Genomic DNA, 17,206 nt, shown 5'->3' with positions numbered 1-17,206 from the left:
CAGTCTCCGTTCGTGTCAGCCGTGTGTCGAGGGGTTAGACGAACCCGGGCCGTCACCGGGCGGATCGGCGGCCTGGCCTGCCTCTGGTGCGGGCGCACCAGGCGGCGGGTAGGGCTGGCCCGTGTGCTGGCGGGGTGGCCCCGGCCAGTGCTGCGGCGGCGGCGGCGGGTACCAGTATCCCGACTGCTGCAGGCCTGGATGCTGCTGCGGCGGCGGCGGCCATCCCGGGGCATGCCAGCCGGCCGGTGCGCCGTAATCCGGCTGTGTCGAATTCTGCTGACCGCTACCGGCCCCGCCAAGAGAACCGTTGTTGCCGTTAGGAATTCGCTCGACATCCGTCTGGGCAGCATCCCGGGACGCCGCGGCGATGGCCGCCTTGAAGGCCGGCTCGGGCGCCGGTTTGGGCCAAGGCTCGCCGCGCTCGATGGCAAGCTCGCCCGGCGTCTTGATCGGCGGCCTGTCCGACGGAATACGACCACCGAAGTCGTCGAAAAGGGTTAGCCGCGGCCGCTTTTCGACATCAGTGAAGATCGCCTCCAATTCGGCACGGTGCAGCGTTTCCTTTTCCAGCAGCTCGCCGGCGACGGTGTCGAGTATGTCGCGGTATTCGGTGAGGATCTCCCACGCCTCGGTGTGCGCGGCCTCGATGAGCTTTCGCACCTCGTCGTCGATGTCCCGGGCGACCTCGTGCGAGTAGTCCGCTTGGTTACCCATGGTGCGGCCCAGGAAAGGATCGCCGTGTTCGGTGCCGTACTTGACCGCACCGAGTTTGGAACTCATACCGAATTCGGTGACCATCGCCCGGGCGATTTTGGTGGCCTGCTCAATGTCGGATGACGCGCCCGTGGTGGGCTCGTGGAACACCAGTTCCTCGGCGGCCCGCCCGCCGAGCGCCATCACCAGACGGGCGATCAGCTCAGAGCGGGTGTGCAGGCCCTTGTCGTCCTCGGGCACCGCGAGCGCGTGCCCGCCGGTGTTGCCGCGGGCCAGAATCGTCACCTTGTAGACCGGATCGACGCCCGGCATCGCCCAGCCGGCCAGGGTGTGCCCCGCCTCGTGGTAGGCGGTCATCTTCTTTTCCTGCTCGCTGATGATCCGGCCCTTGCGCCGCGGCCCGCCGACCACGCGGTCGACTGCCTCTTCCAGGGCCGCGCCGGTGATCACCGTGCCGTTCTCGCGGGCGGTCAACAGCGCCGCCTCGTTGATGACGTTCTCCAGGTCGGCGCCGGTCATGCCGACGGTCCGCTTGGCCAGCCCGGCAAATTCGACGTCGGGGCTGAACGGCTTGCCCTCGGCATGCACCCGCAGCACCGCGCGTCGGCCGGCCAGATCGGGACTGGACACCGGAATCTGGCGGTCGAAGCGCCCGGGCCGCAGCAGCGCCGGGTCGAGAATGTCGGGCCGGTTGGTCGCGGCGATCAGGATGACGCCGGCGCGTTCACCGAAGCCGTCCATCTCGACCAGCAGCTGGTTCAGCGTCTGCTCGCGTTCGTCGTGACCGCCACCGAGTCCGGCACCGCGCTGGCGGCCGACGGCGTCGATCTCGTCGACGAAGATGATGCACGGGCTGTTCTGTTTGGCCTGCTCGAACAGGTCACGCACCCGGGAGGCGCCGACGCCAACAAACATCTCGACGAAATCGGAGCCAGAGATGGTGAAGAACGGCACCCCGGCTTCGCCGGCGACGGCACGCGCGAGCAGGGTCTTACCGGTTCCGGGCGGGCCGTAGAGCAGGACGCCTTTGGGAATCTTGGCGCCGAGCGCTTGATAGCGCGACGGGTTCTGCAGGAAGTCCTTGATTTCGTAGAGCTCTTCGACCGCTTCGTCCGCACCGGCGACGTCGGCGAAGGTGGTCTTGGGCATGTCCTTGTTCAGCATCTTCGCCCGCGATTTCCCGAAGCCGAAGCCCATCCGCGCGCCGCCTTGCATGCGGGAGAACATCATGAACAAGCCGACCAGCAACAGCAGCGGCAGCACGTAGACCACCAGCGAGCCGATGATGCTGCCCTGGTTGACGACGGTGCTGACCTGGGCGTCCTTCGCGCTCAACTGATCGAACAGCGGAACGGCGTAGCCGGTCGGGAAGTGGGTGATGATCTTGTCGGAGCCCTCGGTGCCGGTCGCGGCGCTCTTCAGCGTCAACCGGACCTGCTGCTCGCGGTCGTCGATCTGGGCGCTCTTGACGTTGCCGGCCTTGATCTGGGCCGTCGCCACCGAGGTGTCGACCGGCTTGAAGCCGCGCGTGTCGTCGCCGAAGTAAAAGAAAGACCAGCCGAGCAGCAACACGACCGCGACGGTCGTGAGCGTACGGATCACGTTTTTCCGGTTCATCAATCATCGGCCGTCTCCGGCCAGGTCCTTCCCGATACACGCAGCTGGAATAGTCCAGGCTACCGCCCGTACGAAACGTCGGCCCGGCCAGAGCCGAGGCCGCGCGGCCGAGCCATAAATTGGCTCAGTCCCAACAACGAATCGAAGTTCCCGACACCTTCCGGGCCAGCGCGGGCGTGTGCTTTGGTGAACCTGTGTCTGACAGCCAGCCGATCACCGAACGGACCATCGAAACCAACGGTGTGAAAATGCATACCGTCGAAGCGGGCGTTCCCGGCGCACCCGTCGTCGTGCTGGCGCACGGGTTTCCCGAAACGTCCTATTCCTGGCGTCACCAGATCCCGGCTTTGGCCGCCGCCGGGTATCACGTGCTGGCCCCCGATCAGCGCGGTTACGGCCGAACCACCCGCCCCGCGGACATCGCCGCCTACAACATTGCCGACCTGTCCGCCGACTTGATCGGCCTGCTCGATGACGTCGGCGCCGACAAAGCGGTGTTCATCGGTCACGACTGGGGCTCCCCGGTGGTGTGGAGTTCGGCTCAGCTGCACCCGGACCGGGTCGCGGCCGTCGTAGGCATGAGCGTCCCCCCGGTGCCGCGCTCGCAGATTCCCCCGACCAAGGCATTCCGGGCCATCTTCGGCGACAACTTCTTCTACATGCTCTATTTCCAGGAGCCCGGGGTGGCCGACGCCGAGCTCGGTGGCGATCCGCGCCGGACCATCACCCGGATGCTGAACGGGCTGACCCGATCCGACGATCCGGCGGCCGCGCTGCGAATGATCAAGCCCGGACCGGCCGGCTTCATCGACCGGCTACCGGAGGCCGACGTCCTACCCGACTGGATCACCGCAAGCGAGGTCGATCACTACGTCGCCGAGTTCACCCGCACCGGTTTCACCGGGGGTCTCAACTGGTACCGCAACCTCGACCGCAACTGGGAGCTGATGGCCGACCCGCCGGCCACCACCATCGCCGTGCCCGCCATGTTCATCGGTGGCACCGCCGATCCGGTGCTGAGCTTCATGCGTCCCTACCGCGCGCCTGAGGTGGTGACGGGCCGCTACCGCGAAGTGCTGATCGAGGATGCCGGGCACTGGCTGCAGCAGGAGAAGCCGGAGCAGGTCAACGAACTGCTGCTCGACTTCTTGTCGAGCCTGGAGACCGGCGCCGACCTGTGAACCGATCGCTGGACTTCGGCGATGTGACCCGCCCTGGGTGCACGCTCAAATCCATAGGCGCACAGTCGATCCTGTGGATGCGCAATCGACGGCGAATGACGGCCGGCTGACCCGTGACAGCGGACGACAGTGGAAGCGCCCAGCGCGCGCCGCAGCGAAACGAGTACCGCTGGGTGATTGTCGACGGGCGTATTTAACCTCAGGCACCGGCGTGGCGCCTCCGCGTCCTGTCAGGCGTCGCCGACGACCGCAGGAGGGACTGGTGTCCGTCACTGACCGATCCCCAGGATCTGCGGCAGCTCGCGGTAGTCGGTGATGCGATGGTCGGGCGCGCAGTCTTCGTAACTCTTAGTGCCCTGATCCGAGTCGAACATGATTGTCCGCATGCCAACCTGACGGGCGCCGAAGATGTCGCGGTACATGTCGTTGCCGACAAAGACGGTCTGCGCGGGCCGCACCCCCAATCCCTCCGACGCGTATTCGAACAGTCTCGGGTCTGGTTTGCGAAAGCCGTGGTCACCAGAGACGACGATGGTGTCGAAGTAGTGAGTCAGCCCCACCTTGTGCAGTTCGGCTCGCGCATAGGCGGTTTGGGCATCGGTGACGATCGCCAGGCGGAACCGTTGCCGTAACTGTTCGAGCATCTCTCGCACATGCGGATACAGCTTGAGCCTGGTGCGTGACACTCCGCGGTAAAACTCCGCAAGCGTCAGCGGAAGTTGAGCGAGTCGTTCCGGCGGCAACTCACGGGTGTAGTCGCTGCCGTGATCGTCGATGATCGAACGCCAGATGGCCACCGCATCGAACTCCGGATACTGCTGCGGGCTTTCCCGCTGCTGACGTCTGAGACGATCGAAATACTCGTCGCGCACCTGTTGGCGCCGCAGATCGATGCCCTGGTAGGTCAGAAAGTGCCCGATCGACCGGAAAATGTCCGCACGGTGCTCGTCGGTATGGATGTGCACGAGCGTGCCATTGACGTCAAACGCGACGGCGATCACTCCGGTCAGTGTGGCGGCCACGATCAACACGCCCGCAACAGCCGCTTGGCCTGCCGAACGAGCTTATTGCCGTAGTCGCCGCCGACGTAATCGTTGCGGGCGACCCGCAGAAGATTCATTGCCATGTAATAGGGAAGCCGCGCCGTGATGGACCGGAATGTCGCGTCGCGGTCGGGGAAATGGCAGCAGTACTCCCACAGGAAGTGACCGATGAACGGCTCGGCCCGGTTCGGGTGACCGGTCGCCGACATAAAAGCATGCTGAATCTCGCCCGTGACCCGGCCGACGTCGAACATCCGATCGCCCCACCTGGCCCGCTCGAGGTCGATCGCTGCCACGTCCAGGCCTTGACCGAACAGGAAATTGGCCGGGGTCGCATCGCCATGCAGCCACACCTGCCGATCACCCCACATCGACGTCCTGTCCCGCCATAAACTCTGCAGCCACAGCAGTTCGTCGGCGTCCCACGCACCAATCCGGTTGCGGCACTTCAACGTGTAGACCAAATCGCTGAAGTACCGGCAGTCGATGTCGAAGTTGACCGGGTCGCCATTGGCCGTCCTGTTATGTTGAGTGGCAAGAAAATAGGCCAGCGCCTTTAGCCGCCAGTACAGATGACTGTGGTTGTGGCCGCGGATGCAGTTCTTGATCGCCGTACTGAATTGCTCGCCTCCGTAGAACTCGATGGCGAGCACACCGTTGAGGTTTACGTCGACGCCCAGGGGTCGCACTACGTGGTGCGGTGAGCCCACCAAGTCGTAGCTCCGCAACCCCCGCAGCGCATCGAACTCCCGATAGGCGGCCCGTGCCGCACGATCACGGTCCCAGCCGAACCTGGGACCGTAGAACTTGCAGATCACCCGTGCCCGGCTGCGCTTTTCCTCGTATGCGTACACCTCGTTGCTACCCCGCAGCCGAAAAGCGCGAAACGCCGGGTTCCGTTCGTACACGCCCAGCTGTTCACCGAAGATCCTGCACAGGAATCCGTACATCCCGTCGTCGCCCGATACGTATCCGACGTATGTGCCAAACACGACGCCTCCCTGCCGTGGTGGGCATCGACCCCGAGCTGTTCGCCTCGCGTACGCAAGATGTTCAGATGATAAATTCCGGGCGCGCGGTGCGCACGCCGAGGCAAGCAGGCATGCGAGGATGCCCGGACCGGTTCAGTCCTGGTAGACCCGCGGGTCCAGGGTCCCAATGTAGGGCAGGTCGCGGTAGCGCTCGTCATAGTCCAAGCCGTAGCCCACCACGAACTCGTTGGGGATGTCGAAGCCCACATAGGCGATGTCGGCGTTGGCGCGCCGCGCGTCGGGTTTGCGAAGCAGCGTGCACACCCGCAGCGAGTGCGGACGACGGCTGGCCAGGTTGCGCAGCAGCCACGACAGCGTCAGCCCGGAGTCGACCACGTCCTCGACGATCAGCACGTCGCGGTCATTGATGTCGCGGTCGAGGTCTTTGAGGATTCGCACCACGCCCGACGACGAGGTCGACGAGCCATATGAGCTGACCGCCATGAACTCGAACTGCGTCGGTATCGGGATGGCGCGGGCCAGATCGGTGACGAACATGACCGCACCCTTGAGAACAGTGATCAACAGCAGGTCGCGACTGTCGGTGCCGGCCCGTTCGCGGTACTCGGCACCGATCTGAGCGCCGAGCTCGGCGATGCGGGTCTGGATTTCGTCTTCGCGTAGCAGGACCGACTTGATGTCCCCCGAATACAGCTCCGGCGATTCCGCGGCCACGAGCACAGCGTGCCATGCCATCGGACCGGGAACTAGACCGGCTCCCGGTGCAGCGTCAGCACCCGGCCGCTGCGGCCGGCGACCAACCGCTGACTGCGCAACGTCGACCCGACCGCCACGCCGCCCTGGCCGCGCCATGCGGTGATCAGCCGATCGACGCCGCGGATCTGCTTGTCGGTCAACCCGATCGCGCCATTGGCAAGCAGCCAGCACCGGATGACACCGCGGCGCACCGGGTCGGGCAGCGCCGTCAACACCTCGATGTCCAGCCCGTCGGGGGTTCCTGCGGCGCCCATAGCCTGGTCGATAAGCGAATCGATCAGCCCGGTATCGCCGCGAAGGGCGGTCGCCGTGCGCGCCAGCGCGTCGGCCACTCCCCCGCCGAGCACCTCTTCGAGCAGCGGCAGCACCTCGTGGCGCAGTCGGCTGCGGGTGAACCGCGGATCGGAGTTGTGCGGGTCATCCCAGGCGCTCAGGCCCATCCCCGCGCACGCGGCATGGGTCGTCTCGCGTCTGATGCCCAGCAGCGGCCGACACCAGGGCGGGTCGTAGGGCTGCATGCCCGCGATCGACCGGGCACCCGAGCCGCGGCCCAGGCCGAGCAACACCGTTTCCGCCTGATCGTCGAGGGTGTGGGCCAACAGCACCGGCCGGTCGTGCCGAGCATCGGCCAGCGCACGGTAGCGGGCGTTACGCGCTGCGGCCTCCGGCCCACCGTCGGCGCCCACCTGCACGCACAGCACTTGCGCGTCAACGCATCCCAGATCCAGAGCCTGTTGACGCGCGGTGGCGGCCACAGCCGCCGAGCCGGGCTGCAGATCATGATCGACGATCAACGCGCTGGTGGGCCGCAGCGATGCCGCAATTGCCGTGAGCGCCAACGAATCCGGGCCACCCGACAGCGCGACACACCAACCGTCGGCGTTGCCGAGATGTTCCGTCGCGAACGCCGCCACCGCTGCGCGGAGTTCGGCTACAGCACCCGATCGATCCATCGTTGCGGGTGCTCGATTTCGATCGGCCGGGGCAGGGTGTCCGGACTCGTCCAGACGGTGTTGAACCGGGTCATCCCGACCCGGTCCACCACGTGGTCGACGAATGCCTTGCCCCGGGTGTACTGGCTCAGTTTGGCGTCGATGCCCAGCAGGGCGCGCAGCAGCCGTTGCAGTGGCGGCTGCGCGCGGCTGCGTCGCTCGTCGAAGCGGGCCCGGATGGTGGACACCGACGGAACCACCACGGGCCCGACGGCATCCATCACATGGTCGGCGTGGCCCTCCAACAGCGTGCCGAGCACCAGCAGTCGATCCAGCGCCTCGCGCTGCGGCTCGGACTGCACGGCACGCAACAGCCCGAGAATGCCCGTCGAGTTCGGGTCTGACCGTGCCGAATCGCCTCGGCTGCGAGCGAATTCGGCCAACCGCCCGACCACCCTCGTCACATCGTCAGCGCCGTCAGTGGTCAGCACACCGAGCGCCTGCGACATGTAGCCGGACAGCCACGGGTTCGCGGTGAACTGCACTCGGTGGGTCACCTCATGCAGGCAGACCCACAACCGGAAATCTGCCGGCTCTACTCGTAATTGGCGTTCCACCGACAGGACGTTCGGGTAGACCAGCAATAGCGCCCCGCCGGCGGCGAAGGGGTCGTACTGGCCGAGGATTCCCGTCGACACGAACGCCAGCACCGCGCCGGTCTGCGCGCCGGTGATCCGTCCGCTGATCGCGCCGCGCGGCTTGTCGGTTCCGCCCGTCATCGCCCGCATCGACTCGGCCGCGGCCCGAATCCACTCCGGCCGGTCGATGATGCGGGCCTCGGGCAGCGCGACGTCGGTGTGCAGACCGGTGACGTCACGCACCGGCGGCTCGGCGGCTTTGGCTGCGGTAGCCAGGTTTTCGATCACCTGGCGACGGGTGTAGTCGGTGGACGGCGGACCCGGCCGGGCCAGCCACTGACCGACCGTCGCCGCGAATCCCCAGTCGACCGCACGCCCCACGGTGACGTCGGCTGCGGCGGTCACGTCACACATCCGCACGACCACAGGGCCACGCCCAGCGCGTCGATCGCCGTCCGGCCGGACATTCCAGCGTCGTTGGAGATCAGCGCGAAGGTCAGTACGCGTCCGCTGCGGTCGGTCAATACACCAGCTAACGCGTTGACGGCGGTCAGCGAACCGGTTTTGGCGCGCAACCATCCGGCCGGCCCGGCCCCGGCGGGCGTGCCGGCGATGAAGCGATCGGACAACGTGCCGCTGCCACCGGCGATCGGCAGTAGGTCCAACAGCGGCCGCAGCTTGGGCTCCCCAGGTCCGGCCGCCGCTTGCATCACAGCGTCGAGCGTTTTCGCGGTCAGGCGGTCGTCGACGGACAACCCGCTGGAGTCGCGCAGGATTGCGCTGCCGGTGTCGACGTGTGCGGTGTTGAGCAGATCGGTCACCGCTGCGACGGCACCGGTGAAGCTCAACGGCTGCTGCATGGACGCGGCGACCTCGCGGGCGATGCATTCGGCCATCACGTTGTCCGAGAGGTTCATCATCTCGTTGAGCCGGTCGATCAGCGGAGCCGACTGGACCGCAGCCAGTTGTCGCGCGCCGGAGTCGACGGGCTGGTTGGTCACGGTCACGTGCTGTTGGTCGACGCCCAGCGCGGCCGCCAGCGCTTGGCCCGCGTCGAGGGCGGGCGTCGGCGACCGTCGCGACTCGTCGGTGGCCGGCTGGATGCGGCCGGCGTCGAGCATCACCGATTCGATCGGCGCGATGTCGCCGCCGCCGATGTCGGCCGGATCCCAGCCGGGCGCGAAGGTGGGACCGGTGAACAGCGAGGTGTTGACCTCGACGGCGGTCGGCGTGACGCCGCTGCGCCGCACCTGGTCGGCGAGATCGCTGAGCCGGGGCGCGCCGTGGTACCAGGTGTCCTGCCCGGGCGCCGCGCCCGACAACGTCGGGTCGCCACCGCCGACCAGCACGATGACTCCAGCGGCCGCCGGCTTACTGGCGACGACCACGCGGGTGGTGACCCGCGCGTTGCGGTCCAGCGCCAGCAGCGCGGCGGCACTGGTCAGCGCCTTGTTCGTCGACGCCGGCTGCAGCAGCACGTCATCGGACTGCTGCCAGAGTTCGTCGCCGGTCATCGCGTCGGTGACGCGTGCGCCCAGCTTGCCCAGGTTAGGGTCGGCCGCCACCAGCGCCAGCGCCGCCGCCAGCGCGGCAGGGCTGGGCACCGGGGCGTCGGCTGTCACCGGCACCACACCCGGCTTGGCCGTGACCGGTGCAGGCGGTGGCGGAACGTGCGCGCCGGCGTCATGGCCGCCCGAAGTGAGCAGCGCCGCCGCAGCCACCAAGGCGGCGACGATCGCCAGCACGCCCACTCCCACGATCAGGTGCGTAGACGTTCGCCACTTGGTGGGACGCATGACTCTCCTGCCTTCTTTGCGCCCATTGTGCCCAAACCCCGGCGGACGGACGTAGCGCGGGAGTCCTACGATCAACACCAAGTGACAAATTCTCTTCTCTTCGCGAAGGAGCCGAACCGGTGCAATTCGACGTAACCGTCGAGATCCCCAAGGGTCAACGCAACAAATATGAGGTCGACCACGAGACCGGGCGGGTTTTTCTGGACCGCTACCTTTACACGTCGATGGCCTATCCGACCGACTACGGCTTCATCGACGACACCCTCGGTGAGGACGGTGACCCGCTGGACGCGCTGGTGCTGCTTCCGCAGTCCGTCTTCCCGGGCGTGCTGGTGAAGGCTCGTCCGGTCGCGATGTTCCGGATGACCGATGAGCACGGCGGCGACGACAAGGTGCTCTGCGTGCCCGCCAAGGATCACCGCTGGGACCACATCCAAGACGTCGGCGACGTTCCGCAGCATGAGCTGGACGAGATCAAGCACTTCTTCACCCAGTACAAGGCGCTCGAGCCGGGCAAGTTCGTGAAGGCCGCCGACTGGGTGGGCCGCGAGGACGCCGAGGCCGAGGTGCACCGCTCGATCGAGCGATTCAAAACCGAAGGCCACTAGCTAGCCCGACTCGCGAGTCCTCCAGATGCTCGCGACCGCAGCGACCACGAGAGTCACCGCGATCACCGCGAGACTGACCAGTGTCGGTATCTCCGGCACCTCGATGTGCTTGCCGCCGTTGACGAACGGTAGATCGTTGTCGTGCAGCGCATGAAGTATCAACTTGACGCCGATGAACACCAGGATCACCGCGAGGCCCTTGGACAGATAGACCAGTCGCTGCAGCAGGCCCTCGACGATGAAGTAGATCTGACGCAGACCCATCAACGCAAAGACGTTGGCGGCCAACACCAAATACGGCTCCGACGTCAGGCCGTAGACCGCCGGAATGGAGTCCAGCGCGAAGAGCAGGTCGGTGGCACCCAGGGCGATGACGACCAATGCCATCGGGGTGATCGACCGCCCCGCCGCCGCTTTGACGACGAGCTCGCGCCCGTGCCAGGTGTCCGTGACATTCATGTGGTTGCGGGCGAACCGGACCAGCGCGTTCTCGGTGTCGGCGTCGTGGGTGGCACCGCGCGCCAGTCTCGCCGCGGTGTGCACCAGAAACCCGCCGAAGATGTAGAACACCCAGGTGAATCGCTGAATTGCAAGCGCGCCCAACGCAATAAAGATGCCGCGGAAGACCAGCGCGATCACGATGCCGATGAACAGGGCCTCACGCTGATAGACCCGGGGCACACCGAAGCTCGCCATGATGACGACGAAGATGAACAGGTTGTCGATCGACAGGCTGTACTCGGTGAGCCAGCCGGCAAAGAACTGGATGGCGAACTGCTGGCCGTGAAAGAACCCCGTCCAGATCCCGAAGCAGACGGCGAGCGCGACGTAGGCCGACAAGCCCAGCGCCGATCGGCGCATGGTCGGTTCCCCCGCCCTGCGCGCCGTCACGAACACGTCGAACAACAGCACCGCAATGGCCATCACGAGGGTGCAGATCCACTCCAGCGGGTGGACGTGCATGGGGATACCTCCGGTCGGATGACAACCAGAGGTCTCTTCCACCGCCGCAGCGGCCCGCGGGCCGGTCACCCGATGGTGGGCGACGTGATGACGACTCCGAGGTGTGAGGAATACTCCCCTCCGCCAGCAGTGTGTCAGGTCGGTGTCGTCGCGGCATGCTCCGGTGGGCGACGGCTGTGAGTATTTTCAAACCGTGACCGAAGTGGGCGCCACCCCGGGCGTCGGGGCCTTCGCCAGCCCGATCGCCCGCAGCAGCGTGGCACGAGTCGGTACGGCGACGGCGGTGACCGCGGTGTGCGGGTATGCGGTGGTGTACCTGGCCGCCCGCGACCTGGCACCGGCCGGCTTCTCCGTGTTCGCGGTCTTCTGGGGAGCGTTTGGGCTGGTCACCGGGGCGGCCAACGGGCTGCTGCAGGAGACCACCCGCGAGGTTCGCGCCGCCGGGTGCGCCGGGGTGCTGCCGGGTGCCCGCACGCGTCCGATGCGGGTGGCGGCCCTGGTGGGGATCGGCGCCGCCGTGCTGATCGCCGCCGGCTCACCGCTGTGGAGTGACCGCGTCTTCGCGCACGCCCACGGGCTTTCGGTGGGTCTGCTCAGTGTCGGGCTGGCGGGGTTCTGCCTGCACGCGACGTTGCTGGGCATGTTGGCGGGCACCAACCGCTGGACACAGTACGGGGCGTTGATGGTCACCGACGCCGTCATTCGGGTGGCCGTTGCGACCGCCACGGTGGTGCTCGGCTGGGCTTTGATCGGATTCCTGTGGGCCACCGTCGCGGGTGCGCTGGCCTGGCTGATCATGATCGGGCTTTCGCCGACGACTCGCGCGGCGGCGCGCCTGCTGACACCGGGCAGCACCGCGACGTTTTTACGCGGGGCGGCACACTCGATCACCGCGGCCGGCGCGAGCGCAATTCTGGTGATGGGCTTCCCGGTGCTGCTGAAGGTCACCTCCAGCCAGCTCGGCGCGCAGGGCGGGGTGGTGATTCTGGCGGTCACGCTGACCCGCGCACCGCTGCTGGTACCGCTGACCGCCATGCAGGGCAATCTGATCGCACACTTCGTCGACCAGCGCACGGCACGCCTGCGGGCCCTGCTTGCACCCGCCGCCCTGGTCGCCGCCATCGGCGCGGTCGGCGTGCTGGCTGCGGGACTTCTCGGCCCGTGGCTGCTCCGGGCCGGGTTCGGGCCGGACTATCACGCGTCGGGTGTCCTGCTGGCGTGGCTGACCGCCGCGGCGCTGACGATCGCGATGCTGACGCTGACCGGTGCCGCAACCGTCGCTGCCGCGCTGCACCGCTCATATGCGCTGGGCTGGGTGTGCGCGACGGTCGCCGCGATGCTGCTGCTGCTGCTGCCGCTGCCGCTGCAGATCCGCACCGTGGTCGCGTTGCTGTGCGGTCCGCTGGTCGGAATCGCGGTACACCTGCTCGCGCTTGCGCGTGCGGGCCGCTGATCTGCGTGTACCTTGTGGGCTTGACATGCCCAGTGAAACGCGCGACGTCTGGATCGTGGTGCCCGCCTACAACGAAGCGGGTGTCATCGGCGATGTGATTCGCCAGCTGCGTTCGGTGTTCGCCCAGGTGGTGTGTGTGGACGACGGCAGCGCCGACGACACCGGCGACATCGCGCGCCGCGCCGGGGCGCATCTGGTGCGACACCCGGTGAATCTCGGCCAGGGCGCGGCCATCCAGACCGGTGTCGAATACGCCCGCAGCCGGCCGGGTGCCCGAATCTTCGCCACCTTCGACGCCGACGGTCAGCACCGCGTCAACGATGTCCTCGCGATGATCGACCGCCTGCACTCCGAGTCCGCCGACATCGTCATCGGGACCCGATTCGGCCCGGGCGTCAGCCGGCCCCCGCTGCTGAAACGCGTTGTGCTGCAGACCGCGGCGACGCTGAGCCCACGTGGCCGCCGACTGGGCCTGACCGACACCCACAACGGCTTGCGGGTCTTCAACAAGACCGTTGCCGATCGGCTGAACATCACCATGAACGGGATGAGCCACGCAGCAGAATTCATCCTGCTCATCGACGAAAACCGTTGGCGGGTGGCCGAACAACCCGTCGAGGTGCTCTACACCGAGTACTCCTCGGCAAAAGGCCAACCTTTGCTCAACGGCGTCAATATCATTGTCGACGGGATTCTACGAGGAAGGATGCCGCGATGAACTGGATTCAGGGTCTGCTGATCGCCTCGATCTTCGCGCTGGTGATTTACCTCGTGCGTTCCCGTCGCAGCGCCCAGTCCCAAGCTTGGGTCAAGATCGGTTTCGTGCTGTTCGTGTTCTCCGGGGTGTATGCGGTGCTGCGCCCGAACGACACCACGGTGGTGGCACATTGGCTCGGGGTCGCCCGCGGTACCGACCTGATGCTGTACGCGTTGATCATCGCGTTCAGCTTCAGCACGCTAAGTACCTACCTTCGGTTCAAGGACCTCGAAGTGCGCTATGCGCGACTGGCCCGCGCCATTGCCCTCGACGGTGCGCAAACACCGGAGTGACCCACCACTAGCGGGAGTGCGCCTGCCGGAAATACTCCACCGTGCGCGCGACGCCCCGATCGAGCTGGACGTGCGGGCGCCAGCCCAGAACCTGCTCGGCTAAACCGATGTCGAGGCAGGATCGCTTCAGGTCACCCAGCCGCGGCGGGTGGAACTCTGGGTCGTCGGGCGCGCCGACGGCCACCGCGACCGCTGAATGCAGTTGGCGGTCAGAGGTTTCCAGCCCGGTGCCGATGTTGAAACGCTGACCGCCACCGTCGGGACCCGAGGCTTTGACGAAAGCGTCCACCACGTCGTCGACGAAAACGTAGTCGCGGGTGTTGGACCCGTCGCCGAATACCTTGGTCGGTTTACCCGACAGCAGCGCCTGCGCGAAAATCGCGACCACGCCGGCCTCGCCATGTGGATCTTGGCGCGGCCCATAGACATTGGCCGGGGCGATGTGCGAGCACTCCAGCCCGTAGAGGTGCCGGAACGTGTTGAGGTAGATCTCGCCGGCGACCTTGCCCGCGGCATACGGCGACGCCGGATCGGTGGGCACGGCTTCGCTGGTCGGGTAGGTCGGTGGCGTTCCGTAGATCGAACCGCCGGACGAGGTGTGCACCACCTTGCGCACGCCGGTCCGCCGCGCGGCGTCGGCGATCCGCACGGTGCCGATCACGTTGACCGAGGCGTCGAATTGCGGGTCGGCCACCGAGTGCCGCACGTCGATCTGAGCGGCCAGGTGGAACACCACCTCGGGCTGGTGTTCGCCGAAGATCGCCTGCAGATCGGCGGTGACGATGTCGGCCTCGACGAAGGCGAACTCGGCGGTGCCGACCAAGTGCTCGAGGTTGGTGGCCCGCCCGGAGGCATAGTTGTCCAGCCCGACGACGGTGTGGCCGTCGCTGAGCAACCGGTCGACTAGCGTCGACCCGATGAACCCGGCAGCCCCGGTGACCAGTGCGCGCACCGGCTCACCATACCGACGGGCCGGCCGGCTACCGAAGGTGGCGTTGGCCGCTGCGGCGCTCGTCGCCGCTGCGCTGGTGATCCGCGGCGTGCTGGCGTTTCGGGGCTACTTCTACTGGGACGATTTCATTCTGGTCAGCCGGGCCGGCACGCAGGCCCTGCTGTCGCCATCGTTCCTGTTCGACGATCACGACGGTCACGTGATGCCAGCCGCATTCCTGGTCGCCGGCGCCATCACCCGGCTGGCGCCGCTGAATTGGATCGGACCGGCCATCAGCCTGGTGGTGTTGCAGCTGCTGGCCTGGCTGGCGCTGTTGCGCGCACTGCAGGTGATCCTGGGCTGGCGGCCGGTGCTGTTGGTGCCGCTGACCTTTGCGCTGTTCACTCCGCTGGGTGTGCCGGGGTTCGCCTGGTGGGCGGCGGCACTGAACTCGCTGCCGATGCTGGCCGCGCTGGCCTGGGTCTGCGCGGACGCGATCATGCTGGTTCGCACCGGAAATCAGCGGTATGCGCGCACCGGCGCCCTGGTGTATCTCGGTGGACTGCTGTTCTTCGAGAAGGCCGCGGTGATTCCGTTCGTCGCATTCGCGGTGACCGCGCTGCTGTGGCACGTGCAGGGCGAGCGCGCACCGCTTGTGACGGTGTGGCGTCGCGGCTTTCGGTTGTGGACGGCGTCGCTGGGGCTGACCGCCGGCTGGATCGCGGTGTATCTGGCGGTGGTGAACCAGCGCCGATGGAGTTCGGACCTGTCGATGACGTGGCATCTGCTGCGCCGCTCCATCACTCACGGCATCGTCCCGGGGTTGGCCGGCGGACCGTGGGAGTGGGGCCGGTGGGCCCCGGCCTCGCCGTGGGCGACCCCGCCAGCGTCGGTGATGGCGTTGGGCTGGGTGGCACTGGCCGCGGTGCTGACGCTCGCACTGCTGCGCAAGCAGCGCATCGTGCCGGTATGGCTGACCGCCGCCGGTTACGTGGTCGCCTGCCAGGTGCCGATCTATCTGATGCGCTCGTCACGCTTCACCGCACTGGAGCTGGCCCAAACCTTGCGCTATGTGCCCGATCTCGTGGTGGTGCTGGCCCTGCTGGCCGCGGTCGCGTTGTGCGCACCCAACCGTCCGTCGTCGCGGTGGCTCGATACGTCTACGGCGCGCACGGCGGTGACGGTCGTGCTGGCGGCGGCGTTCGTGGCCAGCAGCCTGTACTCGACGGCGACGTTCCTGACGTCCTGGCAAAACAACCCCGCTCAGCCCTACGTGATGAACGCCCGCCGCGACCTGGCTGCCGCGCATGCACACTCGAGTGCGCCGCTGCTCGACCAGGAGGTCGACCCGCTGGTCCTGGGCCGGGTGGCCTGGCCCGAGAACCTGGCCGGCCACCTGTTCGCACTGCTCCGTGATCGCCCCGAATTTGGCTCGGCAACAACACAATTGAGAACATTGGATAGCAAGGGTCGACTGGTCGACGCGCAGGTGACCTGGGTGCGCGCGATGGCACCCGGCCCGGTGCCGCAATGCGGGTATCTGGTGCAGCCCGACCATCCGATCGAGATCGGGCTCGACGGGCCACTGCTGCCGACGGACTGGACGACCGAGATCAACTACCTGGCCAACAGCGACGGATCGATGTCACTGGCACTGTCCGACGGGACTACCACCCGGGTGCCGGTGCATCCCGGGCTCAACCGGGTCTTTGTGCGACTTCCCGGCGCGGGCAACGCCATCCGGGTGCAGGCCAACACTGCCGCATTGAGCGTGTGCATTGCGGCCGGACCGGTGGGATACGTGCTGCCGCGCTGACGCGGCTGACGGCGACGCTGGCGTGGCACCTTTGACGATCATCGGCTGCACCGCGAGTAAACTAAGTTCATGACTAAGTCTATGGCTGTCAGGGTAGGCGTTCATGAGGCCAAGACACGCTTGTCGGAGCTCCTTCGGCTCGTCGACAGCGGGCAGGAGATAGAAATTGCGCGCGGTGGTGAACCGGTGGCCAAGCTTGTGCCGTTCCGCTCCCGGGAGATCCGGCGCTTAGGTATCGATCACGGCGTGTATACCGTGCCCGAAGAATTCGACGCTCCGCTGCCGAACGATGTTCTCGAAAGCTTCCAGCAGTGAAGCGCTACCTCGTCGACACTCATGTTTGGTTGTGGATGCAGTCAGACCCCGACCGGCTGAAGGCCGAAACAGCTGCGATCCTTCAGGACGTCCGCAACGGCATTCTCTTCTCGGCCGCGAGCGCGTGGGAGATCGCAATCAAATATCGGCTCGGCAAGCTGCCGTTGCCCGAGCCGCCCGCCTTCTACGTGCCCGATCGCATGCGCCGTTCCGGAACCTCTCCCTTGCCGGTCGAACATGCGCACACGCTGAGGACCGCCGAGCTTCCGGTTCACCATAGGGATCCGTTCGACCGCGTCCTCGTCGCCCAGGCCCAGCTGCTCGACTTGACGATCATTACCGCGGACGAGCAGTTCTCTGCTTACGACGTTGCGGTGGCAGCGGCTTAAGAGCCACCAAAA

General features: G+C 66.7%; 17 protein-coding genes. 8 read left to right on the top strand and 9 right to left on the bottom strand.

What is annotated here, in order from left to right:
* Nucleotides 1-15: 15 nt before the first annotated feature.
* Nucleotides 16-2,331: an ATP-dependent zinc metalloprotease FtsH gene (gene ftsH / locus ABDV69_RS08830; RefSeq protein ID WP_343573331.1), complete on the bottom strand. Its 2,316-nt coding sequence runs from the start codon at nt 2,329-2,331 to the stop codon at nt 16-18.
* A gap of 248 nt (nt 2,332-2,579) precedes the next feature.
* On the opposite strand from ftsH, the gene ABDV69_RS08825 reads away from it, so the two are divergent.
* The gene (locus tag ABDV69_RS08825; protein WP_343573354.1) at nt 2,580-3,512 is read left to right on the top strand and encodes an alpha/beta hydrolase; all 933 of its coding nucleotides are present in this window, start codon (nt 2,580-2,582) and stop codon (nt 3,510-3,512) included.
* 269 nt (nt 3,513-3,781) lie between these two features.
* Here ABDV69_RS08825 and ABDV69_RS08820 read toward each other — a convergent pair whose 3' ends face one another.
* The 6 genes from ABDV69_RS08820 to dacB all read right to left on the bottom strand — a co-directional run bounded on the left by ABDV69_RS08820 (nt 3,782) and on the right by dacB (nt 9,669).
* On the bottom strand, nt 3,782-4,534 hold the full coding sequence (locus tag ABDV69_RS08820) for an HAD family hydrolase (protein ID WP_343573330.1): 753 nt from the start codon (nt 4,532-4,534) through the stop codon (nt 3,782-3,784).
* Between the two features lie 2 nt (nt 4,535-4,536).
* Nucleotides 4,537-5,547, bottom strand: a complete 1,011-nt coding sequence (locus ABDV69_RS08815; protein WP_343573329.1) for a phosphotransferase — start codon at nt 5,545-5,547, stop codon at nt 4,537-4,539.
* Between the two features lie 132 nt (nt 5,548-5,679).
* Nucleotides 5,680-6,282 (bottom strand): hypoxanthine phosphoribosyltransferase, encoded by a 603-nt coding sequence (hpt, locus tag ABDV69_RS08810; RefSeq protein WP_343573328.1) that lies wholly within the window; start codon nt 6,280-6,282, stop codon nt 5,680-5,682.
* A gap of 11 nt (nt 6,283-6,293) precedes the next feature.
* Nucleotides 6,294-7,256 (bottom strand): tRNA lysidine(34) synthetase TilS, encoded by a 963-nt coding sequence (tilS, locus tag ABDV69_RS08805; RefSeq protein WP_343573327.1) that lies wholly within the window; start codon nt 7,254-7,256, stop codon nt 6,294-6,296.
* The gene (locus ABDV69_RS08800) at nt 7,235-8,278 is read right to left on the bottom strand and encodes a zinc-dependent metalloprotease (protein WP_343573325.1); all 1,044 of its coding nucleotides are present in this window, start codon (nt 8,276-8,278) and stop codon (nt 7,235-7,237) included. The genes tilS and ABDV69_RS08800 overlap by 22 nt, the downstream gene beginning before the upstream one ends.
* On the bottom strand, nt 8,275-9,669 hold the full coding sequence (gene dacB, locus ABDV69_RS08795) for a D-alanyl-D-alanine carboxypeptidase/D-alanyl-D-alanine-endopeptidase (RefSeq protein WP_343573324.1): 1,395 nt from the start codon (nt 9,667-9,669) through the stop codon (nt 8,275-8,277). The genes ABDV69_RS08800 and dacB overlap by 4 nt, the downstream gene beginning before the upstream one ends.
* Nucleotides 9,670-9,788: 119 nt before the next feature.
* On the opposite strand from dacB, the gene ABDV69_RS08790 reads away from it, so the two are divergent.
* Nucleotides 9,789-10,277, top strand: a complete 489-nt coding sequence (locus tag ABDV69_RS08790; protein WP_343573322.1) for an inorganic diphosphatase — start codon at nt 9,789-9,791, stop codon at nt 10,275-10,277.
* On the opposite strand, the gene ABDV69_RS08785 is transcribed toward ABDV69_RS08790, so the two are convergent.
* Entirely contained in the window at nt 10,278-11,240 is a 963-nt protein-coding gene (locus tag ABDV69_RS08785) for a TerC/Alx family metal homeostasis membrane protein (RefSeq protein WP_343573321.1), read from the bottom strand.
* Between the two features lie 193 nt (nt 11,241-11,433).
* On the opposite strand from ABDV69_RS08785, the gene ABDV69_RS08780 reads away from it, so the two are divergent.
* Genes ABDV69_RS08780 through ABDV69_RS08770 form a run of 3 tightly spaced genes read left to right on the top strand, consistent with a single transcriptional unit; the run spans nt 11,434 to nt 13,743 of the window.
* Nucleotides 11,434-12,693 carry a hypothetical protein gene (locus ABDV69_RS08780; protein ID WP_343573320.1) on the top strand — a complete coding sequence of 420 codons (1,260 nt, stop codon included), beginning with the start codon at nt 11,434-11,436 and terminating at the stop codon, nt 12,691-12,693.
* A gap of 25 nt (nt 12,694-12,718) precedes the next feature.
* Nucleotides 12,719-13,411: a glycosyltransferase family 2 protein gene (locus ABDV69_RS08775; protein ID WP_343573319.1), complete on the top strand. Its 693-nt coding sequence runs from the start codon at nt 12,719-12,721 to the stop codon at nt 13,409-13,411.
* A complete protein-coding gene (locus ABDV69_RS08770) occupies nt 13,408-13,743 on the top strand; it encodes a DUF2304 domain-containing protein (RefSeq protein WP_343573318.1) in 336 nt (111 codons plus the stop codon). Before ABDV69_RS08775 ends, ABDV69_RS08770 begins: the two co-directional genes overlap by 4 nt.
* Nucleotides 13,744-13,750: 7 nt before the next feature.
* Here the strand turns inward: ABDV69_RS08770 and ABDV69_RS08765 are convergent, their stop codons facing one another.
* The gene (locus tag ABDV69_RS08765) at nt 13,751-14,695 is read right to left on the bottom strand and encodes an NAD-dependent epimerase/dehydratase family protein (protein WP_343573317.1); all 945 of its coding nucleotides are present in this window, start codon (nt 14,693-14,695) and stop codon (nt 13,751-13,753) included.
* On the opposite strand from ABDV69_RS08765, the gene ABDV69_RS08760 reads away from it, so the two are divergent.
* From ABDV69_RS08760 to ABDV69_RS08750, 3 genes are all read left to right on the top strand, one after another.
* Nucleotides 14,661-16,490, top strand: coding sequence for a hypothetical protein (locus ABDV69_RS08760; RefSeq protein ID WP_343573315.1), 1,830 nt, complete (start codon nt 14,661-14,663; stop codon nt 16,488-16,490). The two genes, ABDV69_RS08765 and ABDV69_RS08760, sit on opposite strands and share 35 nt — an antisense overlap.
* Nucleotides 16,491-16,559: 69 nt before the next feature.
* Nucleotides 16,560-16,805 (top strand): type II toxin-antitoxin system prevent-host-death family antitoxin, encoded by a 246-nt coding sequence (locus ABDV69_RS08755; protein ID WP_343573313.1) that lies wholly within the window; start codon nt 16,560-16,562, stop codon nt 16,803-16,805.
* Nucleotides 16,802-17,194, top strand: a complete 393-nt coding sequence (locus ABDV69_RS08750; protein WP_343573311.1) for a type II toxin-antitoxin system VapC family toxin — start codon at nt 16,802-16,804, stop codon at nt 17,192-17,194. Before ABDV69_RS08755 ends, ABDV69_RS08750 begins: the two co-directional genes overlap by 4 nt.
* The last annotated feature ends 12 nt before the right edge of the window (nt 17,195-17,206 follow it).

Source organism: Mycobacterium sp., from assembly GCF_039583785.1.
GTDB lineage: Bacteria > Actinomycetota > Actinomycetes > Mycobacteriales > Mycobacteriaceae > Mycobacterium.
The sequence above is the reverse complement of the archived record's forward strand: the minus strand, read 5'-3'. Positions and strand labels throughout refer to the sequence as shown.